Here is a 25,979-nt window from a genome sequence, read left to right on the forward strand (position 1 = left end):
CCACGCGGGCGGAATCTCGGCGCGATTCACAGCGGAATCCCAGCGCCACAGCGTAGAGGCGGCGTGGCGCGATCAGCGGCCGATCGTCGCCAGCGCGAGGTCCGCGCGGTCCGTGACGAGCCCGTCGACACCTGCATCGACCAGCCGTCGCATGGAGTCGGCGTCGTTCACCGTCCACACGTGGACCTCGACGCCGCGTCGGTGCGCGGCGCTGATCAGAGGGGGAGTGAGAACCTTCACACCGCGGTGACGCTCGGGGATCTGGAGGACGTCGATGTCGCGCAGCGCGCGGCCGGGGGAGACGCGGACAGCCGAGAGGGCGCGAACTGCGGCGATGGTGCGACTGCCACCCGATGTGGCCGGTCTGAGAGCGGCACCTGCACGGAGCACCGATGCGATCGTGGCGCGACGGTCGGAATCCGAGAAGCTGGTGACGAGCACACGGTGCGTGTGATCTTCGAGAATCGGGCCCAGGGGCTCGGCGGCCTCGGTGGTCTTCACATCGATGTTGAAGCGCGTTGTCGGGAATGCCGACAGGGCCTCGGCGACGGTGAGGAGACCGCCGTGATCGGCGAAGATCGCGGCGAGCTCACGGGTGCGTACATCCCGCACGGGTCGGGGGTCGCCGACAAGTCGCTGCAGCGTCGCATCGTGGAAGAGAACGACGTCACCGTCGGCCGTCATCCGGCAGTCCGTCTCGATGTACTCGGCGCCGGCGGCGTGGGCCGCGGCGAAGGCCGCTGCCGAGTTCTCCCAGACGCCGGAGTCCTCGCCCGCCGTGGTGATCAGACCGCGGTGAGCGAGGACTCGGGGGTGGGCTGCCTTCTCGAAGTAGGGGTGCGTCACGCGCCCGGGTGGTTCGTCGGAGGCTGTCCGGGCTTCGGCGTGAACGCGGTGCCGATGCCCTTGAGCGCCTCGGTCAACTCGCTCGGGATGATCCAGAGCTTGTTCGACTGTCCCTCGCTGATCTTCGGCAGCATCTGCAGGTACTGGTAGGCCAGCAGCTTGTCGTCCGGCTCACCCTGGTGGATGGCGGTGAAGACATTCTGGATCGCCTCGGCCTCGCCCTGGGCGCGCAGCACAGCCGCCTGCTTGTCACCCTCTGCGCGGAGAATCTCCGCCTGCCGTGCGCCCTCCGCCTCGAGGATCGCGGACTGCTTGGTTCCCTCGGCCGTGAGGATGGCCGCACGGCGGTCACGCTCTGCGCGCATCTGCTTCTCCATCGAATCCTGGATGGAGATGGGCGGGTCGATCGCCTTCAGCTCCACTCGCCCGACGCGGATGCCCCATTTGCCGGTCGCCTCGTCGAGAACGACGCGGAGCTGGCCGTTGATGTTGTCGCGGCTCGTCAGAGCCTCTTCGAGGTTGAGGCCACCGACCACGTTTCGGAGGGTCGTCGTCGTGAGCTGCTCGACCGCACCGAGGTAGTTCGCGATCTCGTACGTCGCGGCGCGAGCGTCGGTCACCTGGAAGTAGACGACGGTGTCGATCGAGACCACGAGGTTGTCCTCGGTGATCACAGGCTGCGGCGGGAACGAGACCACCTGTTCGCGCATGTCGATGAGGGGCCGGAGGCGATCGATGAAGGGCACCAGGATGTTGAGTCCGGGCATCAACGTCTTGTGATAGCGGCCCAGGCGCTCGACCACGCCGGCTGTGGCCTGCGGGATGATGCGGATGGAGCGAGCCAGCGTGACCACCACGAAGATGATGATCGCGATGACGAGTATCCACCCGATCGCGGCGGGGATGAACGATGCATCGTCCAAGAGGTTCTCCTAGTCGTTGACGGGACGGACGGTCGCGGTCGCGCCGTTGATCGCGATCACTGCGATCGGTGAGCCCTGGGGGATCGGCACGGCACCTGCGGTGCGGGCGGTCCAGGTGTCGCCGTTGCTCAGCTTCACCTGTCCGGAGATCTGGGTGATGTCCTGCAGGGCCGTGCCTCGCAGGTTCAGCAGGGCTTCGACGTTGGACTTGGTCGGGTCTTCGCCGCGATGCAGACGCTTGATCAGCGGCGGACGCAGGAAGAGGATGAACAGTGCGGCCGCCGCCGCGGCGATCAGCACCTGGACCCACACCGGGATGCCGAGGAAATCGGTGACGAGGCCGACTGCGCTGCCGAAGCTCAGCATCAGGAAGGTGAAGTCGAGAGTGAGCATCTCGATCACGAGGAAGATGGCGATCAGGATCAGCCACCCGATCCATGCCCATTGGTCGATGAACTGTACGAATGTCGCGAAGTTGTCCATGCGGCCTCCTTTGCGGTCAACCTATCACGCGGCACGAGGCGGTTCCCGGTTCGAAGGGGCCGGCTTGATAGTCTGAAAGCGCCGTGTCATCACGGCGATTCACGCATCAGAGGAGTCACCGTGACCGACGTTCTTCCCGCAGGTTCTCTCGAGGGCAAGGTCGCCCTCGTCACCGGCTCGTCTCGAGGAATCGGGGCAGACACCGTGCGCTACCTCGCCGAGGCGGGGGCCGACGTGGTCATCAACTTCCGCAACAAGGCGCCGCGCGCCGAGAAGCTCGCCGCGCAGCTGCGCGAGCTGGGGCGACGCGTGCTCGTCGTCGGCGCCGACCTCACCGACCCCTCGTCGGTCGGCGAGATGTTCGATGCGGTGAAGGCCGAGTTCGGTCGCCTCGATGTGCTCGTGCTGAACGCATCAGGGGGCATGGAATCCGGGATGGCTGAGGACTACGCGCTGACGCTCAACCGCGACGCGCAGCTGAACGTCCTCGACGCCGCTGCCCCTCTGCTCGGCGATGGGTCGCGGGTCGTCTTCGTGACGAGCCACCAGGCCCACTTCATCCGCACCACGCCGACGATGCCGGAGTACGAGCCGGTCGCGCTGTCGAAGCGTGCAGGTGAGGATGCGCTCCGCGAGCGCATCCCCGGTCTCGCCGAGAAGGGCATCGGGTTCACCGTCGTCTCCGGCGACATGATCGAGGGCACCATCACGGCGACGCTGCTCGAGCGCGCCAACCCCGGCGCGATCGCCGAGCGCCGCGAGTCCGCAGGCAAGCTCTACAACGTGTCGGAGTTCGCGGCGGAGATCGCACGTGCGGCAGTCGACGCCGTTCCTGCAGACAACACCCGGTTGGTCGGCGACGTCAGCGCCTTCGAGGCCGAGTGAGTCTCTGAGACCAACAGAGAGAGCCCCGTCCGGATGGACGGGGCTCTCTCTGCGTTACGAGGCGAGTCAGATCGCGGAGTCGGACTTCGCCGAGGCCACGAACTCCTTCGCGTCCTTGCCGAGGGTGATCGCGCGGACGATCTGCACGATTCCGAGAACGACGAGCGAGATGCCGAGCACCAGCCAGAGCACCGCCGCCGCGTACAGCGGGGAGAAGAGCACGACGATACCGGCGATGATGCTGAGCAGTGCGTAGAGCAGCGTCCAGACCCGCGAGCCGTCCTGTCCGAGGAGGGACAGCGCCACCACTCCGTCGACGATCCAGCTGATGCCGATGAAGATGACGACGACGAGCGCGAGGGTCGCCGCGGCGACTCCGAGGTTCGCGAACGCGATCACGCCGGCGACGATGTAGACGAGGCCCAGCACGATGTGGCCGACTCGAGCCCATCCGCCCTTGACCTTGGAGAAGATGCCCAGGCCGATGTAGACGAGACCTGCGATCACGAGGTAAGTGGCGAAGATGCCTGTGACGATCACGGCGGACTTGAGCGGCCAGACGAGCAGGACGATGCCGGCGATGAGGGCGATGGCGCCCGAGACCGCCAGCACCACGCGAATGGACTTGAACAGTGACTTCGCTTCGGTTGCGAGTGGATCAGACATGGTTGGGGACCCCTTTCTGAGAAAATCCTGTGAGGGATGGTCACAGAGTAGCGCTGTCCGGGGCGGGATGGGGGTAGGTCGATATCGATATGTCGCGGACGTTCACACGCTGTTACGCGAGGTCATGCGAAAATCGGGGGGTGACCCCGGACGACGATGCGCGGCTCCGCGATCTCGTCGTGATGCGCAGAGTGCGGGATCGCATCGATCGCGAGTACGCGACGCCTCTCGATGTCGAGGCTCTGGCGCGCGGCGCGCACATGTCGGCGGGGCATCTCAGCAGGCAGTTCAAACAGACCTACGGCGAATCGCCGTACTCCTATCTGATGACGCGGCGGATCGAGCGGGCCATGGCATTGCTGCGCCGCGGCGACCTCAGCGTCACCGAGGTGTGCTTCGAAGTGGGGTGCTCATCGCTCGGCACCTTCAGCACACGATTCACCGAGCTCGTCGGTGTCTCACCCCGCGTGTATCGTGAGCGCGCAGCGGATGTCGACGGCATCCCCACCTTCCAGGCGAAGCACGTGATCAGACCGATCAGGAATCAAGAAGCGCCGCGCACGGGCGCGCACCTAACGTGAATCCCATGAGAATCAGCATCCACTACACATTCCTTCCGCACACCGACGCCGATGCGGCCCTCGGCTTCTATCGTGACGCCCTCGGGTTCGAGGTGCGCAACGACGTCGGCTACGACGGTCTCCGATGGCTCACGGTCGGTCCGCAAGGGCAACCGGAGACGTCGATCGTGCTGCACCCGCCGGCCACAGACCCCGGGATCACCGACGCCGAGCGACAGACGATCCTCGAACTCATCGCCAAGGGCAGCTACGGCGCGCTGACGCTTGCGAGCGACGATCTCGACACCGTGTTCGAGCGTCTCGTCGAGAGCGGCGCGGACGTGGTCCAGGAGCCCATGGACCAGCCGTACGGCGTGCGCGACTGCGCGTTCCGCGACCCTGCGGGCAACCTTCTCCGAATCAACCAGGCCGGCTGACCCCGGTCGCTACTCGAGGATCCTCATGACGACGCACCCCGCTGACGGCCACGACATCATCCGCGTGCAGGGTGCGCGCGAGAACAATCTGAAAGAAGTGAGCGTCGACATCCCCAAGCGTCGTCTCACGGTGTTCACCGGCGTCTCGGGGTCGGGCAAGAGCTCGCTGGTCTTCGACACGATCGCCGCCGAGTCCCGGCGCATGATCGATGAGACCTACAGTGCGTTCGTGCAGGGATTCATGCCGTCGGTGCCTCGCCCCGACGTCGACGTGCTCGAGGGACTCACGACCTCGATCATCGTCGATCAGGAGCGCCTCGGGGCGAATCCGCGGTCGACGGTCGGCACGGTCACCGATGCGAACGCGATGCTGCGGATCCTCTTCAGCAAACTGGGTCAGCCCTACATCGGGGGGCCTACAGCCTTCTCCTTCAACATCCCCACCCAGAGGGCCAGCGGGGTGATGACAGGTCCGGGGGGCGAGAAGAAGATCGTCAAGGACGCGATCTACCTCGGTGGCATGTGCCCTCGGTGCGAGGGCAGGGGAGCGGTGTCCGACCTCGACCTCACTCAGATCGTCGACGAGTCGAAGTCCCTCGATGAGGGGGCCATCATGGTCCCGGGGTACACCGCGGACGGCTGGATGGTGAAGGGCTTCTCCGCGTCGGGGTTCTACCCGGCCGACAAGCCGGTCGCCGAGTTCACCGAGAAGCAGCGCCACCTGTTCCTCTACGGCGAAGTCACCAAGGTCAAGATCTCGGGAATCAACATGACCTACGAGGGGCTCATCCCCAAGATCACGAAATCGATGCTGTCGAAGGACCTCGACGCCCTGCAGCCGCACATCCGCGCCTTCGTCGAGCGCGTGGCGACGTTCGCGACCTGCCCGGAGTGCGACGGCACGCGTCTCACCGAAGGTGCTCGGTCGTCGAAGATCGACGGCATCAGCATCGCGGATGCGTGCCGCATGCAGGTCACGGATCTGGCCGACTGGGTGCGCGGTCTGGAGCTTCCTGGCGCAGCTCCGCTGCTCGAGGCGCTGCGTGCCAACCTCGACGCATTCGTCACGCTCGGCCTGGGGTACCTGAGCCTCGAACGGCCCTCCGGTACGTTGTCCGGCGGAGAGGCGCAGCGCATCAAGATGCTGCGCCATCTGGGGTCGTCTCTCACCGACGTCACCTATGTGTTCGACGAGCCGACCATCGGCCTTCATCCGCACGACATCCAGCGCATGAACACGCTGCTTCTGCGCCTGCGCGACAAGGGCAACACGGTGCTGGTCGTGGAGCACAAGCCCGAGACCATCGTGATCGGTGATCATGTGGTCGACCTCGGTCCCGGCGCGGGAAGCGCGGGAGGCGAGATCTGCTTCGAGGGAACCGTAGAAGGCTTGAAGGCCAGTGGCACGCGCACGGGTGATCATCTCGACGATCGAGCAGTGCTCAAGGAATCGGTGCGCAGCAGCACCGGTGCGATCGAGATCCGCGGTGCCAACGCCAACAACCTGCAGGACGTCGACGTCGACATCCCCACGGGCATTCTCACGGTGGTCACCGGGGTCGCCGGTTCGGGCAAGAGCTCGCTGATCCACGGATCGGTGTCGAAGCTCGAGGGCGTCGTCGCGATCGACCAGGGCGCGATCAAGGGGTCACGACGGAGCAACCCCGCCACGTACACCGGCATGCTCGAGCCCATTCGCAAGGCGTTCGCGAAAGCCAACGGCGTCAAGCCCGCGCTGTTCAGTGCGAACTCCGAAGGAGCGTGCCCGACATGCAAGGGTGCCGGTGTGATCATCACCGAGCTCGGGTTCATGGACACGATCGAGACGCCGTGCGAGGACTGCGGCGGCAAGCGGTTCCAGGCTGCCGTCCTCGAGTACAAGCTCGCAGGCAAGGACATCACCGAGGTGCTGGATCTGCCTGTCGCCGAGGCGAGGGTGTTCTTCTCCGAAGGGGAAGCGAAGCTGCCCGCCGCCGCCACGATCCTCGGTCGCCTCGAAGACGTCGGCCTGGGTTATCTCTCCCTCGGGCAGCCGTTGTCGACACTGTCGGGCGGCGAGCGTCAGCGCATCAAGCTGGCCATCCAGATGGGGGAGAAGGGCGACACGTACGTGCTCGACGAACCGACCACGGGCCTGCACCTCGCGGACGTCCAGAACATCCTCGGCCTTCTCGATCGACTCGTCGAATCCGGCAAGACCGTCATCGTGATCGAGCATCACCAGGCGGTGATGGCTCACGCCGACTGGATCATCGACATCGGACCGGGCGCGGGCCATGACGGAGGTCGGGTCGTCTTCGAGGGAAGCCCGGCGGATCTCGTCGCGGCCAAGTCGACGGTCACGGGGGAGCACCTGGCGGAATACGTCGGCGCGTAGGGGAGGGGACGCTCAGGCCATGTCGGGGCGCGTCATGAGCGGCGACTTCAGGTGCAGGGTCAGATCTGAGGTCGTGAGAGGCACCGTCACCCAGACCAGGTGTGCCGTGCTTTTTCGGACAGTCAGCCGTACGCGGTGCGGCGAGGTGACCAGGTGCAGATCAGCGACGAAGATGTCGCGTTGCCAGGCGCCGCTTGACACCACCGGTCGTCCCAGCGGGCGGCTCTCCCGCCACGAGTCGAAGCCCACCGCGATCTCGATGTCCAGCCCCAGGCGGATGATCCATCCGCGAGCCCGCTGTTCGACCACCACCGGCGTGCCCTCGGCGAGTGCCGAGCCCGCTGGGGAGGCATCCAGCGTCGCGCAGATCGCTGACGATGCACCCCCGAGCGTGCCTTCCACCATCGGAAGAGAGAGGTCACTCATCCGCCGAGCCAGTGCTGCATCCTGGTCGTCGTCTCGTGCGCCACCGACCCCGGGCACGACGAAGCGTCTGACCGCGTCGAGCACATCCTGCGCATGGCGGACCTCGCTGTGCGCGGCTGTCAGCACGACCACGAGCTCCTGGTCGGGGACCACGATGCACTGCTGCCCAAAGGCGCCGTTGCCGTGGAAGCCATAGGTCGATGACCAGATCTGATACCCGTATCCGGCATGGAAGTCCACACCCGGGGCGCCGGGGGAGTAGTGGCGGCTGTCAACCTGCTTCCGGGTGGCTTCCGCCATCCAGTCCTGCGACAGGATCGGGCGTCCCTGCCATTCCCCGCCGCGCAGCATCAGCTCGCCGAACGCCGCGACAGACTCGGTAGTCAGATGCAAACCGTGAAACCCGTACACCGCACCGTCGCCTACGCGATCCCACTCAATGTCAGTGATCCCGAGCGGAGCGAACAGTCGCTCATCCAGAAGCGTCGGGAGAGGCGTTCCTGTGACACGTTCGACCATTCGCGCCAGAACGAAGGTCGACGAGTTGTCGTAGGTGTGGTGTGAACCCGACGCGGCAGTTGCCGGCATCCTGAGGAAACCTCGCACCAGATCCGTCGGTTCGAGTGCCCAGGCGTCGCCCAGAGTGTCTTCGGCATGACCGGTGGTCATGGTCAGCAGGTGCTGCACGGTGAGTGCACGCGCCTGCTCGGACGCGTCGTCGGGAACGTGATCCGGCAGAATGTCGACGACGCGGTCATCGAGTCGCAACAGCCCGTCGTTCACCGCGATGCCGACCGCGACTGACGTGAAGGACTTCGTCAGCGAGTACAGCAGGTGCGGTTGATCAGCGGAGTACGGCGCCCACCACCCTTCCGCGATGATGCGGCCTCGGTGCAACACCATGAGCGAATGGCACTCGATACCCCGTTCCTCCAGATGGTCGAGCAACGAACTGATCGCCGATGCTGAGAATTGCATCGACGAAGGAGTGGCGCGGGGCAGAAGCACTCGGTCACCCTACAGGTCGCACTGTTCGCGCAGCACCGCTGCAGAAAAGCCTCAGTCCCGGCGCGCGACGATGGTGAAGGTGCAGGGGATGAGGTTCCGTTCCGCCTCTGGCCACGCGTAGCCGCCGGACACCTCGACCATCCGCGGGCTGAACTGCCAGGGGAGTGTTCGTCCCTCATCGAAGTGCAGGAGGCGGAGACCGGCTCTCAACAGCGATCCGAGGATCTCGGAGAGGGGGTGCGGCCACTCGTAGGTGCGCGGGTGAGCGACCTTGCCGTCTCCGGCGTAGGTCGACTCGTCGTCCCATTGCTGCGCACGGCCGTCGCCGAAGTACGGGTAGCGGGTCGTGAGTTCTTGCGCGCCCTCGTCGAGAGCCAGCAGCGCAGGATGGCCGTCGCGGATGAAGAACGTCCCACCCGGACGCAGCAGAGCGACGATCTGGGCCGCCCATCGGTCGAGATCCTCGAGCCAGCAGATCGTCCCGATGCTCGTGTAGACGATGTCGAAGTCGCCTGACACCACGTTGCTCGCATCGAGGACGTCGGTCTGGACCCACGTGGCCGAGACCCCGGCGCGGTTCGCGAGTGCCTCTGCGGCTTGCAGCGCCGGCTCCGAGAAATCGACGCCGGTCACGATCGCCCCGGCACGCGCCAACGAGATCGTATCCGTGCCGATGTGGCACTGGAGGTGGCACACGTCCAATTCCGCGAGCGTTCCGCCGCGCACGAAGCGGTTGAGCACCGGCAGGTCTTCGCTCACGACGTCGCTGATGTGAGTCGGCTCGTCGTACGCGTCCAGACCGTATGCCGCTTCGTGCAACGGCACGCGATCATCCCAGTTCTGTCGGTTGGCGTTTCGCGCCAGTTCCCAGTCGATCTCGACGTTGCTTCCGTTCACGTCACGAGCCTATCGAGCGCTCCGATCGCGGCAACGTAGTAACGCCGATAATGTACATTATGTCAGAACAAGTCAGAGTCGGCCTCCCCGTCGCTTATGGACCCGCGGTGTCGAAGCCAGTCACACTCCCATAGCTGTCACGACCAACCCGCGCCCGCAGCGGTGAAGGCGCCTCCGAGCGCGCCCCGCAACGGAGTCGGCTGTCTGCGGGCTGCATCTGGCTGTGGACCACTTGTCCGCCTCGTTACGGTCACCATGGAGTGCCTCGCAGGTCGATGTCACCCTCCGGCCATAGATCTGCGTCAGCGCCCGAGCCGGCCGAGAAGACGAGTATCGGCCCCGCCGAAGATGTCACCGTCTCGTTCGAGTCGATCATCGAGACATGACGTTCTACGGCGTTCACCCGTGACCAGCCGGTGCGCTCGTAGAACGGCACGACCTCCTCTCGGCACCCGAGGTAGCCGAACCTCACACGATCGTCGTCGCGCATTGCCTGCTGCGCGTGCGACATCACGAGGCGACCGACTCCGTCGGAGCGCCAGTCCGGATGGACGAGGACTCCCCCGGTTCCGGCGACCGCCACCTCGCGTGCGCCGACGCGTATGAGGCGCCGTTGAAACCCGACGTGCGCGACAGCGATGGAGCCACGGAACACGATCGTGTGCACATCCGCGGGCGAATACCCGTACGGGCGATCGGGGTTCCACTCTCCATACTCTGCTCGGTACTCACGATCGAAGAGTTCTCTCAGTGCCGCCGATTGCGATTCGGACAGGGCATCATGCTCGACGATGTCGACGTGGTCAGTCATTCAGAGTCCCCCGTGCGTCGGATCGACGGAGGTGGGGGTCGCAGTCAGCGCCGTCTCCAGAGTCAGGTCGAGTCGCGGGTCGAGTGCGGTGCGGGTCATCGGTTCTCCTCCGGATCGGCCATCAGGGAGTCGAGGCGGTCAGTGCGGTCTTCCCAGACTCGCCGTTGCTCGTCGAGCCAGTGCCCCACGACCGCGAGGCGGTCGCGATCGAGTGTGCAGGTGCGCACGCGACCGCTCTTGGATGTGCGGATGAGTCCGCTGTCCTCCAACGCATGGATGTGCTTCATGAACGACGGAAGCGTCATCGCGAAGGGCTGCGCGAGCTTGCCCACGCTTGCCGGGCCGGGTCCGAGTGCTCGGATGACCGCGCGGCGAGTCGGATCCGCGAGAGCAAGGAAAACCGCGTTCTCGTCCTGATCGTTAGCCATGAAGATAAGTATTGATCACGGGAACAGTTAGCGCAAGGGCAAAGTTTCTGCGGGTCTCTCCATGCAGATGAGCCCCTCTCGGTCGTCCCACGACGCGACGCGTTCGAAACCGCGCGATTCGTAGAGCCTGATCGCCGGCGCCCGCCACTCCCAGACGGACAGCCGGACGCGTCCTGTTGTCAGCGCCAGTGCAGCATCCAGCAACGCGGATCCCAGACCACGTCCACGGAGGTTCGGATCTGCCCAGAGTCGCTTGATCTCGGCCTCTCCCCCATCGACCCGTACGATCACCACACCGACGGGCCCCTGCTCGGTCATCGCGAGCAGAGTGGTGCAGTCCGCGTAGGCGGCGACCGGATCGGCCACCTCGCGCTCGTAACTCGGCGGCAACGCTGCCAGCCCTGCCGGCGATGCCTCGGCATACTCGACCTTCTCCGCCTCGGTCTGCAGCAGATACGTGCGGACGAGTTCACTCACCGCGGTCGTGTCCGCGTCATCCCACGTCGATGCACGGACGCGGAGCGACCGACGGAGCTCGTCATACGGAGGATGAGGATGAGGATGAGACGTCACACACTCATTCTGTCGTCACCGCGCAGCCCAGACCCCGAGCTCGTTGCCACTCGGGTCGATGAAGTGCAGTCGCCGTCCACCGGGGAACTCGTACGGCCCCTGGACCACTGCGCCGCCCGCGTCGGTGATCGACTTCTGCGTGGCGTCGAGATCGTCGGAGTACAGCAGCACGAGCGGCCCGCCGGGCGGACGCCCCTGGTCGGAGAGAAGCAGACCGCCCACCTCCGTGCCGTCTCCGGTCAGAGAGGCGATACCCGCGTAGGCGGGACCGTAGTCCACGAAGACCCAGCCGAACGCGTCTCGGTAGAACCGCTTTGCCGTCTCGAGATCATTGACGACGAGCTCGACGTAGTTGATGGAGTGGTGCACGGGTACAGGTGTCATGCGGCCACGGTAGCGAGAGCGTCGGACATCCGGCACCCCCTGCTCGAGTGTCCTCGCGTCGGCAGACTCTCCCACGAGGAGTACCGTGGGAGGAGTGCAACAGGTTCCCCGCTCCCCCGTGACCACCCCGGGTTGGAGGGCCTGGCTCATCTGGGGCGTGGGTGTCGCAGCCTACGTTCTCGCCATCACCAACCGCACGTCGCTCGGCGCCGTCGGCGTGGAGGCCGCTGATCGGTTCCAGGCCGATGCGTCGACCCTCGCGCTGTTCGCCGTGGTGCAGCTCGCCGTCTACGGCGGAATGCAGATCCCCATCGGAATCCTGCTCGACCGCTTCGGTTCCCGCCCCATCATGACGATCGGCATGCTGCTCATGGCAGCGGGCCAGCTCACGATGGCCCTCTCCCCCGGCATCGGGATCGCGATCTTCGCCCGCATCCTTCTCGGCGCAGGCGACGCGGCGATCTTCCCCGCCGTGCTGCGATTGGTGGCGACCTGGTTCCCGGCGCAGCGGGGACCGATCATGGTGCAGTTCACCGGCATCATCGGTCAGGCGGGCCAGCTGATCGCACTCGTACCGCTCGCAGCTCTTCTCCACGCGACCACGTGGACGGTCACCTTCGGCAGCATCGCGGGACTCGGCGTCCTGTTCACGATCCTCGTCGCGCTCGTCATCCGCAATCACCCCGCCGAGCGCGGCGCTGACGTGACGATCGACACCGACACGGGCGTGATCCGCGTCGTCACCTCGGCCATCGATACGGGCGTCGGCATCCGCGCGGCCTGGGCCCACCCCGGCACGCGTCTCGCGTTCTGGTCGCACTTCACGACGCCGTTCGCCGGCACCGCCTTCATCCTGCTGTGGGGAATGCCGTTCCTCACCGCGGCTCAGGGACTCGACACCGCGCACGCCGCGGGGATCATCTCGGTGTACGTGGTCGCCGGAATGGCGCTGGGTCCCATCATCGGCGACCTCTCTCGTCGTCTGCCCAACCAGCGCTCGCTCGCACTCGTCCTGCCTGCCGTCGGTGTGCAGGTCGTCGCATGGGTGGCCGTCCTCGCTCTGCCCGAGCCGGCTCCGCTCTGGCTGCTCTACCTTCTCGCCGTGGCTCTCGCGACGGGAGGCCCGGCGAGCATGATCGCCTTCGACCACGCACGCACGCACAATCCCTCGCACCGCCTGAGCACCGCGACCGGAGTGACGAATGCGGGCGGGTTCATCGCTGCTCTGATCGCGATCTTCCTCATCGGGCTCGCTCTCGACCTGCAAGGGGCGGGAACGCCGGAGACCTACTCACTCGAGGCATTCCGGGTCGCGTTCCTCATGCCCATCCCGCTCTGGATCCTCGGCGTCACCTTCATCCTGATCGAGCGCAAGCGCACACGCATCAGGATGGGCTTGGATCCCGAGAGGCGGCGCTGACTGCTTCTAGGATGGGGCTCATGCCCACGAGCTTCACCTTCTCGAACGACCGCGCCCTGATCGATCGCGACCTGGTGCACCGCTGGCTGAGCGAGGAGTCGTACTGGGCGAAGGGCCGCAGCCGCGCGACCCAGGACGCCGCGATCGACGCGTCGCGCAACTACTCGATCCGCGACGAGCGCGATCAGCAGGTGGGGTATGCGCGCGTCGTGACCGACGGCGTGACCTTCGCGTGGCTGTGCGACGTGTTCGTCGACCAGGAGGCCAGAGGGCACGGAGTCGGAAAAATACTCGTCGAGGGTGTGCTGGAAGACCTTCGCGAATCATCGACGGTCAAGCGCATCATGCTCGCCACGAGTACCGCGAGCGGTCTCTACGCGCAGTACGGCTTCGCGCCCTCTGCCGATCCGAACCACTACATGGTGAAGCTGATCGACCGAGGGTGATGTCAGCGCCCCGGTCGCCTCAACGGTGTCCATCCGAAGGGCACGGGGCCGTCGACCGCTGCACGCTCGCGATCTGCTCGCGCTGACCAGCCCTGGGCGTCATCCGATGAGTCGAAGCCTCCTCGGGCGACACGCATGCCGACGTCCTCGTGATGCATGCGGGGTCCTCCCCCGCGGCGCACCGACGCTCGGACGCTCCAGGAGTCGTCGGCGAATCCGCCGCCTCGGAACACCCGATAGTCGTCGTAGCGGGCCGGATCCAGAAGATCCCAGCACCACTCCCAGACGTTGCCGAGAGTGTCGAAGAGGCCGTGCAGGTTCGGCAGCTTGCCACCCACATCCTGAGGAGAGGAGACCGCGTCGGCGCTCGTCCAGGCGGCGTCGGCGAGCGGCGCGTAATGAGGACCGACCGAGCCCGCCCTGCAGGCGTACTCCCATTCGGCCTCAGTGGGCAGCCGATACCCGTCACCTGTCGCATCCCAGCTGACGTCTTCGCCGTCGAAGCGATAGACCGGATCGAGCCCCTCCCATTCGGAGGCGGCATTGCAGAAATGGATCGCCCGGAGCCAGCTCACATCGACTGCAGGACGCCGCGGATGCCGTGATGCGATGGGGAGGATCTCCGCGAGCTGCTCCTCGGTGATCGGGAACACGCCGATCTCGAAGTCCTCGACCGCGACGGTGCGCTCGACCTTGCGACGCGCATCATGCAGAGTGACCGAGCCGCCTGTGATGCGGCGCATCTCGATGTCGGTCACGCGTGCGGAACCCTCTCGACCCAGTCCGGGTACTTCGCGGCGCGGCCGTCTCCGGAAGAGGTGCGTGTGACGCGCCGTCGGACCCAGGGGCCGACGAACTCACGGTAGTAGGCGAGACCGGCCGGGCCACCTGCGGTGAGAGCGGTCGGAGACCACCACGTCGACGGCGGCTCGAACCCCAGGCCGTGGAGCACTCGCGCGGCGACACGATGGTGACCGGCGGAGTTCATGTGGAGCCGGTCCGCAGACCAGTACTTCGCATCGGCGAGTTCTCGGTCTGGCCAGTTGAGTGCCCGCACGACGTCGTCGCGACCCTCGACCCGGCGCAGCACCGCGTCGGAGAGCAGGTCGCCGCGCCGTTGCACGAGCGACCCCATCGGAAGCTGACCACTCGGATTCGCCCCGGAGAGCAGGATCAGGGTGACGCCCTCTTCGTCACACCGGCGCAGAACCCGGCTGAACGCGTCGGCGATGTGCTCGAGGTCGGTCCTCGGTCGGAGCATGTCGTTTCCTCCGCCGTTGAACGACAGATGCGTCGGACGCAGCGCGAGCGCGGGTTCGAGCTGCTGCTCGACGATCGGCCAGGCGAGCTTGCCGCGGATCGCGAGGTTCGCGTAGCTGATCGGGTGACCGGCGGCATCGGCCCATCCCTGAGCCACGAGGTCCGCCCACCCTCGCTCACGGCCGTCGGGGAGATCATCACCCACTCCCTCGGTGAAGGAATCTCCGATGGCCACATAACGTACTTCTGTCACCTCGACAGCCTATTCCCGCGCACGGACACTGAGGCGTTCACCGGTCGTCGAGCGCCATTCCCCCGCGATCGACCAAGCCCCACGCCGCTCCTGCCGCAACGATGAAGCACGCGCCGAACACTGCGAACAGCACCGGCGCCCCGCCCGCGACGAGCACGATCGGCACGGCCAGCGGAGCGACGATCGACGCGATGCGTCCCACTCCCGCCGCCCAGCCAGCTCCCGTGCCCCGCAACGAGGTCGGGTAGATCTCGGGAGTCACGGCGTACAGCGCGCCCCAGGCGCCGAGGTTGAAGAACGAGAGGGCCATGCCCGAGGCGATGATGGCGGTCTCGGTCGTCGATGTCCCGAAGAAGACAGCCGACACCGCCGAGCCGACGAGGAAGACCGAGAGCGTCGTGCGCCTGCCCCACACCTCGATCAGCCACGCGGCGACCGCATATCCGGGCAGCTGAGCGAGAGTGATGATGAGCGTGAACCCGAAGGACCGTACGAGATCGAATCCCGCATCGACCAGGATGCTGGGGATCCAGATGAACGCGCCGTAGTACGCGAAGTTCACGCAGAGCCAGACGAGCCAGAGGCACATGGTGCGAACCCGGAACTCCGCGTTCCACAGCGTGGTCAATCGCGCGCGGGTGGTGACGGCGATCGCGCGCGACGCCGGCTCTCTCCTGATCGCAGGCGCCGGTTCGACACCCGCGTCAGCCTCGAAGGTCGCCACGATCCGATCGGCCTCGGCGATGCGGCCGCGCGAGGCGAGCCACCGCGGCGACTCCGGGAGCCCCCACCGGACGATCAGGGCGTAGACGGCGGGGATCGCGCCGAGTGCGAAAGCCCAGCGCCAGCCGTCGTCGGATGCGGGGATCACGAAGAACCCGATCAGGGCTGCCGCCGTCCACCCCAGCGCCCAGAAGGCCTCGAGGATGACGATGAGCCGGCCTCGGATGCGAGCGGGCGCGAACTCGCTCACATACGTGGAAGCGACGGGAAGCTCGGCGCCGAGACCCAGTCCGACGAGGAACCGCAGCAAGAGGAGCGCGGCGAGACCGCTCACGAGTGCGCTCGCGCCCGTGGCGACGCCGTAGATCAGCAGCGTCAATGCGAAGACCTGGCGCCGCCCGAGCCTGTCGGCGAGGAGGCCGCCGAGGGTCGCGCCGATCGCCATTCCGATGAAGCCGACCGATGCGATCCATCCGGCATCCGTCTTCGTCAGACCCCACTGCTGAGTGAGAGCCGCGAGGATGAACGAGATGAGTCCGACGTCCATCGCATCCAGAGCCCAGCCGACCCCTGACCCGGTGAGAAGGCGGAGGTGACGGCGCGTGAACGGGAGCTCATCGAGACGTCCGGCGATCGACGCCCGGCTCGGCAGCGCGGTGTTGGCCATGGCTACATCGTAGATGTGACGCGCGCGCCGCCGAGCACGTGCGTCAGTCGCGGTCGGCGAGCAGCCGACGCACCCGAGGGATGACCTCTGAGCCGTAGAGCTCGATGCTGCGCATCATCGCGTCGTGTGACAGCGTGCCGGTGGCGTACTTCATGTCGAAGCGGCCGAGTCCGAGCGTCGTGACGGTGTCGGCGATCTTGGCCGCGACTCGCTCCGGCGAGCCGACATACAGAGCTCCCGCAGGTCCCACGTCGTTCTGGAAGCGTGCCCGGCTGTACGGGGGCCATCCGCGCTCGCGACCGATGGTGTTGTTCATCGCCTCGAACCCGGAGTACGCGGCCTCCCATGCCTCCTCATCGGTGTCTGCGATGTGGCCCGGCGAGTGCACGGCGATCGGGTGCGAGTTCGTGCCGAAGGATGCCACCGAACGGTGGTAGAGATCCACGAACTGACGGAAGCGACCGGCAGGGCCTCCGATGATCGCGAGCATGAGGCCGAGACCGTGACGTGCCACCCTCACGACGGACTCAGGGCTGCCGCCCACCCCGACCCAGGTGCGCAGACCGTTCTCCGTCTTCGGGAAGACGTTCGCGTTCTCGAGCGAGGCGCGCATCGATCCCGACCAGGTCACCGGTTGCTCTTTGAGGAGTTCGACGAAGAGTTCGAGCTTCTGCTCGAAGAGGGCGTCGTAGTCGCGGAGATCGTAGCCGAAGAGCGGGAAGGACTCGATGAAAGAGCCCCGGCCGAGCACGACCTCGGCTCGTCCGTTCGAGAGGGCATCGAGGGTGGAGAAGCGTTCGAACACGCGCACAGGGTCATCCGAGGACAGCACGGTGACGGCGGTTCCGAGACGGATGCTCTTCGTGCGACCTGCGATGGTGGCGAGCACCATCTCCGGTGCCGACACGGCGAACTCCGTGCGGTGGTGCTCCCCCACGCCGAAGAAGTCGACACCGACGCTGTCGGCGCGCTCCGCCTGCTCGACGATGTTGCGAATCGTCTGCGCGCCGGTGAGCAGCTCGCCGTCGTCGCCTCTCGTGATGTCGCCGAAGGTGTCCAGCCCGAACTCGATGCTCATGTCAGCCCTTTCTATTCAGCTGAATGAACAGCGGATCCGGTCGGCGCATTCCCTCAGCGCGACAGAAGCGCGGTTCGGAGTGTGTCGAGTCCGACCCCGCCCATGTCGAGAGCACGCTTGTGGAAGTCCTTCACATCGAAGTCCGCGCCCCGCTCTGCCTGATAGGCGTCTCGCACCTGCTCCCAGATGCGCTGACCCACCTTGTAGGAGGGCGCCTGGCCCGGCCAGCCGAGATAGCGGTTGACCTCGAACTGCACGAACTGATCGGACATGTTCACGTTCTTGCGCATGAAGTCGAGTGCGTAGTCGGCGTCCCAGGTGCCGTCGCCATCGAGACGCGGCTTGCCGAGGTGCACTCCGATGTCGAGCACGACACGGGCCGCGCGCATCCGCTGGCCGTCGAGCATGCCCAATCGGTCGGCCGGATCGTCGAGGTAGCCGAGTTGCTGCATCAGACGCTCGGCGTACAGCGCCCAACCCTCTGCATGGCCCGAGGTGCCGGCAAGCAGTCGCCGCCACGAGTTGAGCTCGGTGCGGTTGTAGACGGCCTGGGCGATCTGCAGGTGATGCCCCGGGACACCCTCGTGATAGACCGTCGTCAGTTCGCGCCATGTGTCGAACTCGGTGACGCCCTCGGGAACCGACCACCACATGCGCCCCGGACGCGAGAAGTCGTCGGTCGGACCGGTGTAGTAGATGCCGCCCTCTTGCGTCGGCGCGATCATGCATTCGAGAGTGCGAATCGCCTCGGGGATGTCGAAGTGCGTGGCGCCGAGCTCTGCGACAGCGCGGTCGCTCGTCTCCTGCATCCACTTCTGGAGAGCGTCTGTTCCGACGAGCTTGCGAGCGGGATCGGCCTCGAGGTGGGCGACGGCCTCTTCGACCGAGGCGCCGGGGAGGATCTCGTTCGCGATCGCGGTCTGTTCGGCGACCATGCGGGCCAGTTCCTCGCGGCCCCAGTCGTAGGTCTCATCGAGGTCGATCGTGGCACCGAGGAAGCGACGGGAGTTCAGCGCGTAGAGCTCTCGTCCGACGGCATCGACCTCCGTCGCGACGGGAGCGAGCTCCTCGGCCAGGAAGCTGCGAAGTTCGTCGTACGCGACCCGCGCCGCAGCGGAGTTGTCGGCCAGAGTGCGAGCGAGGGATGCGGGGAGGTTGCCCTCTTGAGGAGTCGCTTCGGCCACGAATGCGGCGAAGAACCCGTCGTCGGCGGTGTAGCGGTCGATCTGCGTGGCGACCTCCACCACCTGGCGCCGAGCGGGGGTGACTCCGGCGGCGATGCCCGCGCGGAGCGTTTCGGTGTATCCGCGGAGCGCGTCGGGCACCGCGGCGAGACGCGTCGCGATGACGCTCCAGTCGTCCGCTGTGGCCGTCGGCATCAGATCGAATGCCGACCGCACGTCCTGTGGCGCTGAAGCGATGACGTTCAGGTCGCGCAGGTGCCAGTTCGCGTCGTGCAGCTCGAGATCCAGGCTGAGCTCTGCCGAGAGATCGGTCTTCGTGACTTCGTCGATCGCGTCGACCGGGTCGAGTGCCTGCAGCTTCGCGAGCGTCGATCGCGTTGCAGATGCGATCTGCTCGTGCCCCTCGGGGCTCAGATCGCCGAAACGGTCGTTGACCTCGTCTCTGCCGATGTAGGTGCCGAGCGTCGGGGCGAGCACCGCGATGGTGTCGACCCACTCATCGGCGACTTTGTCGATGGCAGACGGAGTGCGGGGAGCTGAAGTCATCCCTCCAGCGTAGCCCCGCACCCCCTGCGCAGGATATCGGTGTGCCGCGCAGCCGTGCTCTGCACCGTGGAAGTCACGACGCGTCGGCCAGCCTCAGTGCGCGGCCTCGTTCCAGTCGTGTCCGCGGCCGACCTGAACGTCGAGAGGCACGGTGAGGTCCGCTGCGTCGCCCATGCGGGTCCGCACGATCCGCTCCGCCGCATCCCACTCCCCCGGTGCCACTTCGACGACGAGTTCGTCGTGGATCTGCAGCAGTGCGCGCGAGCTGAGACCTTCTGACCTCAGGTCCTCGTGGATGTGCAGGAGTGCGATCTTCATGATGTCCGCCGCGCTTCCCTGGATCGGGGCGTTGAGCGCTGCGCGCTCGGCGTTCTCGCGAAGCACGCGGTTCGGGCTCGCAAGGTCGGGGAACGGGCGGCGGCGGCCGAAGATGGTCTCGGTGTAGCCGACCTCCTTGGCCTTCATGACGGATGCCCGCAGGTAGTCGCGAACCGCTCCGAACCGAGCGAAGTACTCGACCATCAGCTGCTTCGCCTCGGACTGCTCGATGCGGAGCTGCTTCGACAGCCCGAACGCCGACAGGCCGTAGACGAGCCCGTACGACATCGCCTTCACCTTCGTGCGCATCGCCGAGGTCACTTCGCTCGGCTCGACACCGAACACCCGCGCACCGACGAACCGATGCAGGTCCTCACCGCTGTTGAACGCCTCGATGAGACCTTCGTCGCCCGAGAGATGTGCCATGATCCGCATCTCGATCTGGGAGTAGTCGGCGGTGAGCAGAGACTCGTAGCCCTCTCCCACCTGGAAGGCGCTGCGGATGCGACGTGATTCCTCGGTGCGCACCGGGATGTTCTGGAGGTTCGGGTCGGTGCTCGACAGGCGTCCGGTCTGGCTGCCGGTCTGCACGTACGTCGTGTGCACGCGGTGATCGTCCTGGATGGCGGTGTCGAGCGACTCGATGATCTGGCGCAGCTTCGTCGCCTCGCGGTGCTGCAGCAGCAGGCCCAGGAACGGATGCGGGTGGGACTCCTGCAGGTCGGCGAGCACTGCGGCATCCGTGGAGTACCCGGTCTTCGTCTTGCGGGTCTTGGGCAGCTGCAGGTCGTCGAACAGCACCTCCTGCAGCTGCTTCGGAGACCCGAGATTGAACTCGCGACCGACGATGCCGAACGCCTCCTGAGCGAGACCCTCGGCGCGCGTCGCCAGCTCGCCGGAGAAGGTCGACAGCACGTCGTGCGACACCGCGACACCGGCGACCTCCATGTCGGCCAGGGTCAGCAGCGTCGGCAGCTCGATGTCGGTGAGCACGGCGGCGACGGATTCGGGAATGTCCTCGCGCAGCGCGGCGGCGACACGGAGCGCGAACCAGGCCTCCTGCGAGGGAGTCGCGCCCTCGGTCTCCGGAACGAGCTGCGTCGGATCTGCCTCCGGCAGCTTCTCGCCGAGGTAGCGCTCTACGAGGTCGCCGAGCGTCTTGTCGGGGAAGCTCGGACGCAGCAGCCATCCCGCCAGACTCGTGTCATAGGCCAGGCCGCTCATTCGCACCCCCAGGCGGAGCAGAGCCTTCACCTGGGGCTTCGCGTCATGGAGCACCTTGGGGCTCGCGGACTCGAGCCACGGCCGCAGGACTTCGACGACCTCGTCGTTCCAGTCGAGTTCACGGAGCTCGTCCCCGGAGGCGGCACCGAGTCTCGTCGGAGCCCCGCCCTGCGCGACGATCCGCACGGCGACGTCGTCGGTCTGCGCCTCGGCCCAGCTGACGAAGTCCGCCGCGGTGACCTCGGTCGGCTCGGGCAGCACCACTGTCGTCGTCGGATCGTCAGCCACCTCGCCCGCGCCGACGGCCTCGAAGACGCGAGGCAGCAGGGTGCGGAACTCGAGGCGGGCGAAGATGTCTCGCACGGCCTGGGCATCGATCGGTGCGACGGCGAGGTCGTCAGGCGCGACGGGAAGTTCGACGTCACGCAGCAGTCGGTTGAGGCGGCGGTTGCGACGCACGTCTTCGATGTGATCGCGCAGATTGCCGCCCACGACGCCCTTGATCTCGTCTGAGCGCTCGAGCAGGTCGTCGAGCGAGCCGAACTGGGTCAACCACTTCACGGCCGTCTTCTCGCCCACCTTGGGCACACCGGGAAGGTTGTCGCTCGTCTCGCCGACGAGAGCCGCGATGTCGGGGTACTGCTCGGGTCGGACCCCGTAGCGCTCCTGCACGGTCACCGGGTCGTACCTCTTGAGCTGCGAGACGCCCTGCACCGACGGGTACAGCAGCGTGACGTCGTCGGTGACCAGCTGGATCGTGTCGCGGTCTCCCGAGACCACCAGCACGTCGTATCCCTGCTCCGCTCCCTGCGCCGCGAGCGTCGCGAGGATGTCGTCGGCTTCGACCCCCTCTTTGGTGAGAACCGGGATGGACATCGCGGCGAGACAGTCCTGCAGGAGCGGGATCTGTCCCTTGAACTCCTGCGGGGACTCGGAGCGGGTCGCCTTGTACTCCGGGTAGACATCCGTGCGGAACGAGTGGCGCGAAGTGTCGAAAGCGATCGCCATGTGCGTGGGCTGCTCGGCCTTGATGAGGTTGACCAGCATCGACAGGAAGCCGTAGATGGCGTTCGTGTGCTGATTGTCTTTGGTCGTGAAGTTCTCGACCGGCAGGGCGAAGAAGGCACGATAGGCGAGCGAATGGCCGTCGACGACCATGAGGGTAGGCTTTGCGGAGTCCGTCACCCTGTCAGCCTAACGAGGACGACAGACACCCGCTGAGGAGGAACCATGAGCGACACCGCGACCAGTGCAGGACTCGACTGGGCGACAGCCCGGGGAATGGGTGCGCTCGCTCAGAAGATGGGCATGGAGTTCCTCGAGTTCACCACCGAGCGCTGCGTCGCGACGCTGCCCGTCGAAGGCAACACTCAGCCCGTCGGCCTCATGCACGGCGGCGCCTATGTCGTGCTCGGCGAGTCGCTGGGATCCATGGCCGCCAACCTGCACGCGGGTCCAGGGCGACTGGCCGTCGGGGTCGACATCAACGCGACGCACACGCGATCGGCGACGTCCGGCGTGGTGACCGGCGTGTGCACGCCCGTGCACCTCGGGCGCAGCATCACGGTGCACGAGATCGTCGTCACTGACGATCAGGGCCGCCGGTGCTCGACGATCCGCATCACCAACATGATCAAGGACGCTCCCGAGGCTCGCTGAGAGGTTCGTCCAGCAGCAGCTGGAACAGCAGGTGGTCCTGCCACTCCCCCGCGATCCGCAGATACTGCGGTGCGATGCCGATGCGCTCGAAGCCGTTGTCCGCGAGAACACGCTGAGAACCGGAGTTGTGCAGCAGTGTCGCTGCCTGCAGGCGGTGCAGTCGCACCTCGTCCCGCGCGTAGGCGGCGACGAGGCGCACCCCGCGGGAGGCGAGACCGCGACGGAGCCGCGTGTGATCGACCCAGTAACCCAGATCGGCGTTCCAGAACGCGCCGCGCACGATGTTGTTGAGGTTGATCCGTCCGCGGATCTCGCCGTCGGACGACTCGATCACGAAGCGGATGTTCCGGCCAGCAGAGGCTTCGATCACGCACTGCTCGGCGTGGAACTCCTGCCACTCCGAGGTGAAGAACTCCGGTGACCTGAGCGGCTCCCACGGTGCGAGGTGCTCTCGGTTGGCCGAATACGCCCTGGCGAGTGCAGGACCGTCGCCGACCTGCACAGGACGCAGCAGATGCTCCGCGTCGAGCGGGAGCAAAGGCTACTTCTTCGGAGCGAGCTGCTCGATGATCGCCTTGGCGACATCCTGCATCGTGAGGCGGCGGTCCATCGATGCCTTCTGGATCCAGCGGAACGCCTCGGGCTCGGACAGGCCCATCTTCTCGTTCAGCAGGCCCTTGGCACGATCGACGAGCTTGCGGGTCTCGAAGCGCTCGACCATGTCGGCGACCTCGGCCTCGAGCGTGATGATCTGCTCGTGACGCGCAAGGGCGATCTCGATGGCGGGCAACAGGTCGTTCGGGGTGAAGGGCTTGACGACGTAGGCCAGTGCTCCGGCCTCGCTCGCGCGCTCGACGAGCTCCTTCTGGCTGAACGCCGTGAGAAGGACGACGGGTGCGATGTTGCCCTTGTGCAGCTTCTCGGCTGCGCTGATGCCATCGAGCTGCGGCATCTTGACGTCCATGATGACGAGGTCGGGGCGGAGCTCGGTCGCGAGTGCCACGGCCGTCTCGCCGTCACCTGCCTCACCGACGACATCGAAGCCGTTGTCGCGGAGGATCTCGACGATGTCGAGACGGATCAGCGACTCGTCCTCGGCGACGACGACGCGTCTGGGTGCGGATGACGTGGGCTGTTCTGCTGCCTGTTCTTGCTCGGTCACAGACCCATCCTAGTGGAGACCACCTCTGAGGTCCCCCGATGGTGTGGCGGGTGACGGTGAGCACGGATCGCCTGCGCTAAAGTCGAAGACGCTACACACGAGCCGGCGTGGCGGAATGGCAGACGCGGAGCACTCAAAATGCTTTGTCCGAAAGGGCGTGTGGGTTCGAGTCCCACCGCCGGCACATCAGTTCAGATGCTGATCCATACCTGACCGTCGATCAACAGATATCGATCGAGGGCGGGGCTCATCGCCTCGAGGATCATCCGCTCAGCGACCGCAGGGTGGTCGGCGGTGACGACGTCTCGCGGAACCACGGACCGGATGATCGCGTCGAGGTTCTCATCGGTTGCATCGACGTGAAGTCCGCCGACCAGCACCGGTTCATATGTCTGCCCGTCGTGCACCCGGTGTCCGTCGGAGTCGAGGACGGTGTCGCATGCATGACTCTGCGCAAGATAGGCGGGGACGCACGCGATGGCCTCGTGGGTGCGGAAGCGACCTTTGAGGCGGAACCTGACGCCGATGCTTCCCGGCTTCCTCGAGAGGAGGGGCGTGTCGTCGGCTTCCGGGAGCGCGCCGGCGGGATACCGCTGAGGTGCGGATGGCGCTCCGACCAGCGGGCGGGAGCTGTCGGGTCGCTCGGCCACGGCGGGGTCGATGGTCAGGTCATCCATGTGTGCGGGTGCGGGCCTGCCGCCGTGCGGGCGGCCTGCGCCTGACCAGAGTACTAGTCCGCGGCTGAGAAGCCGCGGAGCCGTGGACGACGGGTTGGTGAGGCCCGAGGGTCGACACGTCGTTCACCGCTCGGACAGCGCAGCGACCTCCGCGAGAACCCGGGGGTCCGCGAGAACCCGGAAGTGCCCTCCGGAATCGAGACGCACGTTCTTCATCGCGCCGCTGAGCTCGCTTCCCTCGGGGATGTGCGGGTCGAAAGCCGCGTAGATCGACACGATCCGTCGGTTGACGTCCACCTGGCGCGCGAGCTGCATGATCGAGGGGTCCGAGGGTGAGAACGCGCGGAGAGAGCGGACGGGAAGCATCCGCGCATAGCGGGAGCCACCGAAGGGCGTGGCCACAGCGACCATCGCGCGCACCCGGAACCCCGAGGGACCAGCCATCGCCATCTTGCCGGCGAGTCCGCCCTTGCTGTGCGCGACGATGAGCGCATCGGTGAGTTGCGCCGACTCGAGGAAGTCGGTCATGAGCTGGGCCGATTCGATGACGGGCCGGCGGTTGTGCCTGAGCGAATCGAGGACATGCACGGGGTGCCCCCGGGCGTGCAGTGCTGTGATGAGGGGCTGCATGAATCGCCACGTCTCGTACACGCCCGGAAGGATCATGATCGGAGCCTCGGAGCCGGTCGCGAAGGAAGCGGCGTCGCGTCGGTCGACGGCAGCGCGCAACTGCCAATACACGGCATAGGTGTAGTCGGCGATCCACCAGGCGGCTCGTCTCAGCGTGCGGATGGCGCCCATCCTTCGATCGCTTCGGCGACTGCCTGCGGCGCCGAGAAGTGCACGTTGTGCTGCTGTCCGGGGATCTCGACGACCACACCGTCATGCGCCGCGGCGCCGAGAGCGTGGCTCCATTCCGACCCCGCGACCGGGTCGTCGCCTCCGCGGATGACCAGCACCGGCATCTGCAATGCCGGAACCGTCGACGCCGTCGAGTACTCGATCATCCGCCGTGCCTGCTTCAGATACCGGCGGATGCCGCAGCGCAGGTAGTCGACCAGGACGACGGCGTTCGCTGCCGGGGTCTCCCCCAGCGTGTCGACCACGAGTGCGCGTGCCTGCGCTCCGAGCGTGCGGTGCCGCTCATCGACGACCGCGCCGATCAACACGACGCCCTCGACACGCTCCGGACGCGCACGCGCAGCTTCGAGCACCCACTGGGCTCCCATCGAATGCCCGACGTAGACGACGCGTCCGAGCCCCAACACCGCGACGAGCTCTGCCAGCAGGCGCCCCATGTCCTCCACCTCGAGATCGCGCTCGGGCTGCGGCAGCCCGGCGAAACCGGGGAGGTCGATCGAGATCACCCGTGCAGATCTCGGCAGGGCCGCGTGCAGAGGAGCGAAATACCGATGGGACATGCCGATGCCGTGGACCTGCACATATGTGAGGACGCCTGGCCCGTGCGTCTCGGTGCTTTCGTGCAGACGGAAGGCGTGGCCCGCCACGACGATGCGCCGAGAGAGAAGGGTCATCCGCTCACCGTAGGTGCGACGCGCTCTCCCGCACCAGACGCTTGACATGACCGCCCTGGAACATCGCCGAACGGACGACGAAGGGGCGGAACAATCGTTCCGCCCCTTCGCTGTGCGACCTGG

General features: G+C 66.4%; 28 protein-coding genes and 1 tRNA gene. 8 read left to right on the forward strand and 21 right to left on the reverse strand.

All coding sequences use genetic code 11. The annotated features are described in order from the left end of the window. Window positions 1–72: 72 nt before the first annotated feature. Genes MRBLMI13_RS04020 through MRBLMI13_RS04030 form a run of 3 tightly spaced genes read right to left on the reverse strand, consistent with a single transcriptional unit; the run spans window position 73 to window position 2,252 of the window. Window positions 73–846 (reverse strand): glycerophosphodiester phosphodiesterase family protein, encoded by a 774-nt coding sequence (locus MRBLMI13_RS04020; RefSeq protein WP_367820252.1) that lies wholly within the window; start codon window positions 844–846, stop codon window positions 73–75. Beyond that, window positions 843–1,769 (reverse strand): SPFH domain-containing protein, encoded by a 927-nt coding sequence (locus MRBLMI13_RS04025; protein ID WP_042536670.1) that lies wholly within the window; start codon window positions 1,767–1,769, stop codon window positions 843–845. The genes MRBLMI13_RS04020 and MRBLMI13_RS04025 overlap by 4 nt, the downstream gene beginning before the upstream one ends. Window positions 1,770–1,778: 9 nt before the next feature. Further along, window positions 1,779–2,252 (reverse strand): NfeD family protein, encoded by a 474-nt coding sequence (locus MRBLMI13_RS04030; RefSeq protein ID WP_056376841.1) that lies wholly within the window; start codon window positions 2,250–2,252, stop codon window positions 1,779–1,781. A gap of 120 nt (window positions 2,253–2,372) precedes the next feature. Between MRBLMI13_RS04030 and MRBLMI13_RS04035 the strand changes: the two genes are divergently transcribed. After that, complete coding sequence (locus MRBLMI13_RS04035) at window positions 2,373–3,137, forward strand: SDR family oxidoreductase (protein ID WP_042536668.1); 765 nt, start codon at window positions 2,373–2,375, stop codon at window positions 3,135–3,137. Window positions 3,138–3,203: 66 nt separating this feature from the next. Here the strand turns inward: MRBLMI13_RS04035 and MRBLMI13_RS04040 are convergent, their stop codons facing one another. Next, window positions 3,204–3,803, reverse strand: a complete 600-nt coding sequence (locus MRBLMI13_RS04040) for an HdeD family acid-resistance protein (RefSeq protein WP_367820249.1) — start codon at window positions 3,801–3,803, stop codon at window positions 3,204–3,206. Window positions 3,804–3,985: 182 nt separating this feature from the next. Here MRBLMI13_RS04040 and MRBLMI13_RS04045 point away from each other — a divergent pair, with 182 nt between their 5' ends. From MRBLMI13_RS04045 to MRBLMI13_RS04055, 3 genes are read left to right on the forward strand one after another with little or no spacing between them, the layout of a single operon-like run. Further along, entirely contained in the window at window positions 3,986–4,384 is a 399-nt protein-coding gene (locus tag MRBLMI13_RS04045; RefSeq protein WP_367821335.1) for a helix-turn-helix transcriptional regulator, read from the forward strand. Between the two features lie 5 nt (window positions 4,385–4,389). Further along, window positions 4,390–4,800, forward strand: coding sequence for a VOC family protein (locus tag MRBLMI13_RS04050; protein WP_367820247.1), 411 nt, complete (start codon window positions 4,390–4,392; stop codon window positions 4,798–4,800). A gap of 25 nt (window positions 4,801–4,825) precedes the next feature. Further along, the gene (locus MRBLMI13_RS04055) at window positions 4,826–7,177 is read left to right on the forward strand and encodes an ATP-binding cassette domain-containing protein (protein WP_367820245.1); all 2,352 of its coding nucleotides are present in this window, start codon (window positions 4,826–4,828) and stop codon (window positions 7,175–7,177) included. Between the two features lie 12 nt (window positions 7,178–7,189). On the opposite strand, the gene MRBLMI13_RS04060 is transcribed toward MRBLMI13_RS04055, so the two are convergent. The 6 genes from MRBLMI13_RS04060 to MRBLMI13_RS04085 all read right to left on the reverse strand — a co-directional run bounded on the left by MRBLMI13_RS04060 (window position 7,190) and on the right by MRBLMI13_RS04085 (window position 11,704). After that, window positions 7,190–8,581 carry a serine hydrolase domain-containing protein gene (locus MRBLMI13_RS04060; protein WP_367820243.1) on the reverse strand — a complete coding sequence of 464 codons (1,392 nt, stop codon included), beginning with the start codon at window positions 8,579–8,581 and terminating at the stop codon, window positions 7,190–7,192. 81 nt (window positions 8,582–8,662) lie between these two features. Continuing rightward, on the reverse strand, window positions 8,663–9,508 hold the full coding sequence (locus MRBLMI13_RS04065; RefSeq protein ID WP_367820241.1) for a class I SAM-dependent methyltransferase: 846 nt from the start codon (window positions 9,506–9,508) through the stop codon (window positions 8,663–8,665). Window positions 9,509–9,758: 250 nt separating this feature from the next. Continuing rightward, window positions 9,759–10,319 carry a GNAT family N-acetyltransferase gene (locus MRBLMI13_RS04070; protein WP_367820239.1) on the reverse strand — a complete coding sequence of 187 codons (561 nt, stop codon included), beginning with the start codon at window positions 10,317–10,319 and terminating at the stop codon, window positions 9,759–9,761. Between the two features lie 95 nt (window positions 10,320–10,414). Then, a complete protein-coding gene (locus MRBLMI13_RS04075) occupies window positions 10,415–10,747 on the reverse strand; it encodes an ArsR/SmtB family transcription factor (protein ID WP_367820237.1) in 333 nt (110 codons plus the stop codon). Window positions 10,748–10,774: 27 nt separating this feature from the next. Next, window positions 10,775–11,224 (reverse strand): GNAT family N-acetyltransferase, encoded by a 450-nt coding sequence (locus MRBLMI13_RS04080; RefSeq protein ID WP_367820235.1) that lies wholly within the window; start codon window positions 11,222–11,224, stop codon window positions 10,775–10,777. A gap of 111 nt (window positions 11,225–11,335) precedes the next feature. Continuing rightward, window positions 11,336–11,704, reverse strand: coding sequence for a VOC family protein (locus MRBLMI13_RS04085; protein ID WP_042536660.1), 369 nt, complete (start codon window positions 11,702–11,704; stop codon window positions 11,336–11,338). Window positions 11,705–11,798: 94 nt separating this feature from the next. On the opposite strand from MRBLMI13_RS04085, the gene MRBLMI13_RS04090 reads away from it, so the two are divergent. Together MRBLMI13_RS04090 and MRBLMI13_RS04095 are read left to right on the forward strand one after the other, a co-directional pair. Next, a complete protein-coding gene (locus MRBLMI13_RS04090; RefSeq protein WP_309688536.1) occupies window positions 11,799–13,124 on the forward strand; it encodes an MFS transporter in 1,326 nt (441 codons plus the stop codon). Window positions 13,125–13,144: 20 nt separating this feature from the next. Continuing rightward, complete coding sequence (locus MRBLMI13_RS04095; RefSeq protein ID WP_367820232.1) at window positions 13,145–13,570, forward strand: GNAT family N-acetyltransferase; 426 nt, start codon at window positions 13,145–13,147, stop codon at window positions 13,568–13,570. Window positions 13,571–13,572: 2 nt separating this feature from the next. On the opposite strand, the gene MRBLMI13_RS04100 is transcribed toward MRBLMI13_RS04095, so the two are convergent. From MRBLMI13_RS04100 to polA, 6 genes are all read right to left on the reverse strand, one after another. After that, window positions 13,573–14,313, reverse strand: coding sequence for a formylglycine-generating enzyme family protein (locus MRBLMI13_RS04100; RefSeq protein ID WP_414685947.1), 741 nt, complete (start codon window positions 14,311–14,313; stop codon window positions 13,573–13,575). Window positions 14,314–14,324: 11 nt separating this feature from the next. Beyond that, window positions 14,325–15,083, reverse strand: a complete 759-nt coding sequence (locus tag MRBLMI13_RS04105; protein WP_042536658.1) for an SGNH/GDSL hydrolase family protein — start codon at window positions 15,081–15,083, stop codon at window positions 14,325–14,327. Between the two features lie 37 nt (window positions 15,084–15,120). Continuing rightward, window positions 15,121–16,473: an MFS transporter gene (locus MRBLMI13_RS04110; RefSeq protein WP_367820228.1), complete on the reverse strand. Its 1,353-nt coding sequence runs from the start codon at window positions 16,471–16,473 to the stop codon at window positions 15,121–15,123. A 43-nt stretch (window positions 16,474–16,516) separates the two neighbouring features. Next, window positions 16,517–17,551, reverse strand: coding sequence for an LLM class flavin-dependent oxidoreductase (locus tag MRBLMI13_RS04115; RefSeq protein WP_367820226.1), 1,035 nt, complete (start codon window positions 17,549–17,551; stop codon window positions 16,517–16,519). A gap of 53 nt (window positions 17,552–17,604) precedes the next feature. Then, on the reverse strand, window positions 17,605–19,281 hold the full coding sequence (locus MRBLMI13_RS04120) for a DUF885 domain-containing protein (RefSeq protein ID WP_367820224.1): 1,677 nt from the start codon (window positions 19,279–19,281) through the stop codon (window positions 17,605–17,607). Window positions 19,282–19,374: 93 nt separating this feature from the next. Next, the gene (gene polA, locus MRBLMI13_RS04125) at window positions 19,375–22,008 is read right to left on the reverse strand and encodes a DNA polymerase I (protein WP_367820222.1); all 2,634 of its coding nucleotides are present in this window, start codon (window positions 22,006–22,008) and stop codon (window positions 19,375–19,377) included. Between the two features lie 45 nt (window positions 22,009–22,053). Between polA and MRBLMI13_RS04130 the strand changes: the two genes are divergently transcribed. Continuing rightward, complete coding sequence (locus MRBLMI13_RS04130; RefSeq protein WP_042536653.1) at window positions 22,054–22,482, forward strand: hotdog fold thioesterase; 429 nt, start codon at window positions 22,054–22,056, stop codon at window positions 22,480–22,482. Here MRBLMI13_RS04130 and MRBLMI13_RS04135 read toward each other — a convergent pair. Then, window positions 22,457–23,020, reverse strand: coding sequence for a GNAT family N-acetyltransferase (locus MRBLMI13_RS04135; RefSeq protein WP_367820219.1), 564 nt, complete (start codon window positions 23,018–23,020; stop codon window positions 22,457–22,459). The two genes, MRBLMI13_RS04130 and MRBLMI13_RS04135, sit on opposite strands and share 26 nt — an antisense overlap. A gap of 3 nt (window positions 23,021–23,023) precedes the next feature. Next, the gene (locus tag MRBLMI13_RS04140; RefSeq protein ID WP_042536652.1) at window positions 23,024–23,644 is read right to left on the reverse strand and encodes an ANTAR domain-containing response regulator; all 621 of its coding nucleotides are present in this window, start codon (window positions 23,642–23,644) and stop codon (window positions 23,024–23,026) included. A gap of 101 nt (window positions 23,645–23,745) precedes the next feature. Between MRBLMI13_RS04140 and MRBLMI13_RS04145 the strand changes: the two genes are divergently transcribed. Beyond that, window positions 23,746–23,828 (forward strand) — tRNA-Leu (locus MRBLMI13_RS04145). Between the two features lie 7 nt (window positions 23,829–23,835). Here MRBLMI13_RS04145 and MRBLMI13_RS04150 read toward each other — a convergent pair. The 3 genes from MRBLMI13_RS04150 to MRBLMI13_RS04160 form a co-directional block, all read right to left on the reverse strand. Then, window positions 23,836–24,321 (reverse strand): hypothetical protein, encoded by a 486-nt coding sequence (locus tag MRBLMI13_RS04150; RefSeq protein WP_367820217.1) that lies wholly within the window; start codon window positions 24,319–24,321, stop codon window positions 23,836–23,838. A 123-nt stretch (window positions 24,322–24,444) separates the two neighbouring features. Continuing rightward, entirely contained in the window at window positions 24,445–25,122 is a 678-nt protein-coding gene (locus tag MRBLMI13_RS04155) for an esterase/lipase family protein (RefSeq protein WP_367820215.1), read from the reverse strand. Further along, on the reverse strand, window positions 25,101–25,856 hold the full coding sequence (locus tag MRBLMI13_RS04160; RefSeq protein ID WP_367820213.1) for an alpha/beta fold hydrolase: 756 nt from the start codon (window positions 25,854–25,856) through the stop codon (window positions 25,101–25,103). Before MRBLMI13_RS04160 ends, MRBLMI13_RS04155 begins: the two co-directional genes overlap by 22 nt. Between the last annotated feature and the right edge of the window lie 123 nt (window positions 25,857–25,979).

The organism is Microbacterium sp. LMI13-1-1.1, assembly GCF_040815625.1.
Lineage (GTDB): Bacteria > Actinomycetota > Actinomycetes > Actinomycetales > Microbacteriaceae > Microbacterium > Microbacterium forte.

What these genes read in the sequence shown, in the direction of transcription:
- MRBLMI13_RS04030 (WP_056376841.1), bottom strand. Translation starts at nt 2,252, where the DNA reads ATGGACAACTTCGCGACATTCGTACAGTTCATCGACCAATGGGCATGG.
- MRBLMI13_RS04040 (WP_367820249.1), bottom strand. Translation starts at nt 3,803, where the DNA reads ATGTCTGATCCACTCGCAACCGAAGCGAAGTCACTGTTCAAGTCCATT.
- MRBLMI13_RS04045 (WP_367821335.1), top strand. Translation starts at nt 3,986, where the DNA reads ATGCGCAGAGTGCGGGATCGCATCGATCGCGAGTACGCGACGCCTCTC.
- MRBLMI13_RS04050 (WP_367820247.1), top strand. Translation starts at nt 4,390, where the DNA reads ATGAGAATCAGCATCCACTACACATTCCTTCCGCACACCGACGCCGAT.
- MRBLMI13_RS04055 (WP_367820245.1), top strand. Translation starts at nt 4,826, where the DNA reads ATGACGACGCACCCCGCTGACGGCCACGACATCATCCGCGTGCAGGGT.
- MRBLMI13_RS04060 (WP_367820243.1), bottom strand. Translation starts at nt 8,581, where the DNA reads ATGCAATTCTCAGCATCGGCGATCAGTTCGTTGCTCGACCATCTGGAG.
- MRBLMI13_RS04070 (WP_367820239.1), bottom strand. Translation starts at nt 10,319, where the DNA reads ATGACTGACCACGTCGACATCGTCGAGCATGATGCCCTGTCCGAATCG.
- MRBLMI13_RS04075 (WP_367820237.1), bottom strand. Translation starts at nt 10,747, where the DNA reads ATGGCTAACGATCAGGACGAGAACGCGGTTTTCCTTGCTCTCGCGGAT.
- MRBLMI13_RS04085 (WP_042536660.1), bottom strand. Translation starts at nt 11,704, where the DNA reads ATGACACCTGTACCCGTGCACCACTCCATCAACTACGTCGAGCTCGTC.
- MRBLMI13_RS04095 (WP_367820232.1), top strand. Translation starts at nt 13,145, where the DNA reads ATGCCCACGAGCTTCACCTTCTCGAACGACCGCGCCCTGATCGATCGC.
- MRBLMI13_RS04100 (WP_414685947.1), bottom strand. Translation starts at nt 14,313, where the DNA reads ATGCGCCGCATCACAGGCGGCTCGGTCACTCTGCATGATGCGCGTCGC.
- MRBLMI13_RS04110 (WP_367820228.1), bottom strand. Translation starts at nt 16,473, where the DNA reads ATGGCCAACACCGCGCTGCCGAGCCGGGCGTCGATCGCCGGACGTCTC.
- MRBLMI13_RS04115 (WP_367820226.1), bottom strand. Translation starts at nt 17,551, where the DNA reads ATGAGCATCGAGTTCGGGCTGGACACCTTCGGCGACATCACGAGAGGC.
- MRBLMI13_RS04120 (WP_367820224.1), bottom strand. Translation starts at nt 19,281, where the DNA reads ATGACTTCAGCTCCCCGCACTCCGTCTGCCATCGACAAAGTCGCCGAT.
- MRBLMI13_RS04130 (WP_042536653.1), top strand. Translation starts at nt 22,054, where the DNA reads ATGAGCGACACCGCGACCAGTGCAGGACTCGACTGGGCGACAGCCCGG.
- MRBLMI13_RS04150 (WP_367820217.1), bottom strand. Translation starts at nt 24,321, where the DNA reads ATGGATGACCTGACCATCGACCCCGCCGTGGCCGAGCGACCCGACAGC.
- MRBLMI13_RS04155 (WP_367820215.1), bottom strand. Translation starts at nt 25,122, where the DNA reads ATGGGCGCCATCCGCACGCTGAGACGAGCCGCCTGGTGGATCGCCGAC.
- MRBLMI13_RS04160 (WP_367820213.1), bottom strand. Translation starts at nt 25,856, where the DNA reads ATGACCCTTCTCTCTCGGCGCATCGTCGTGGCGGGCCACGCCTTCCGT.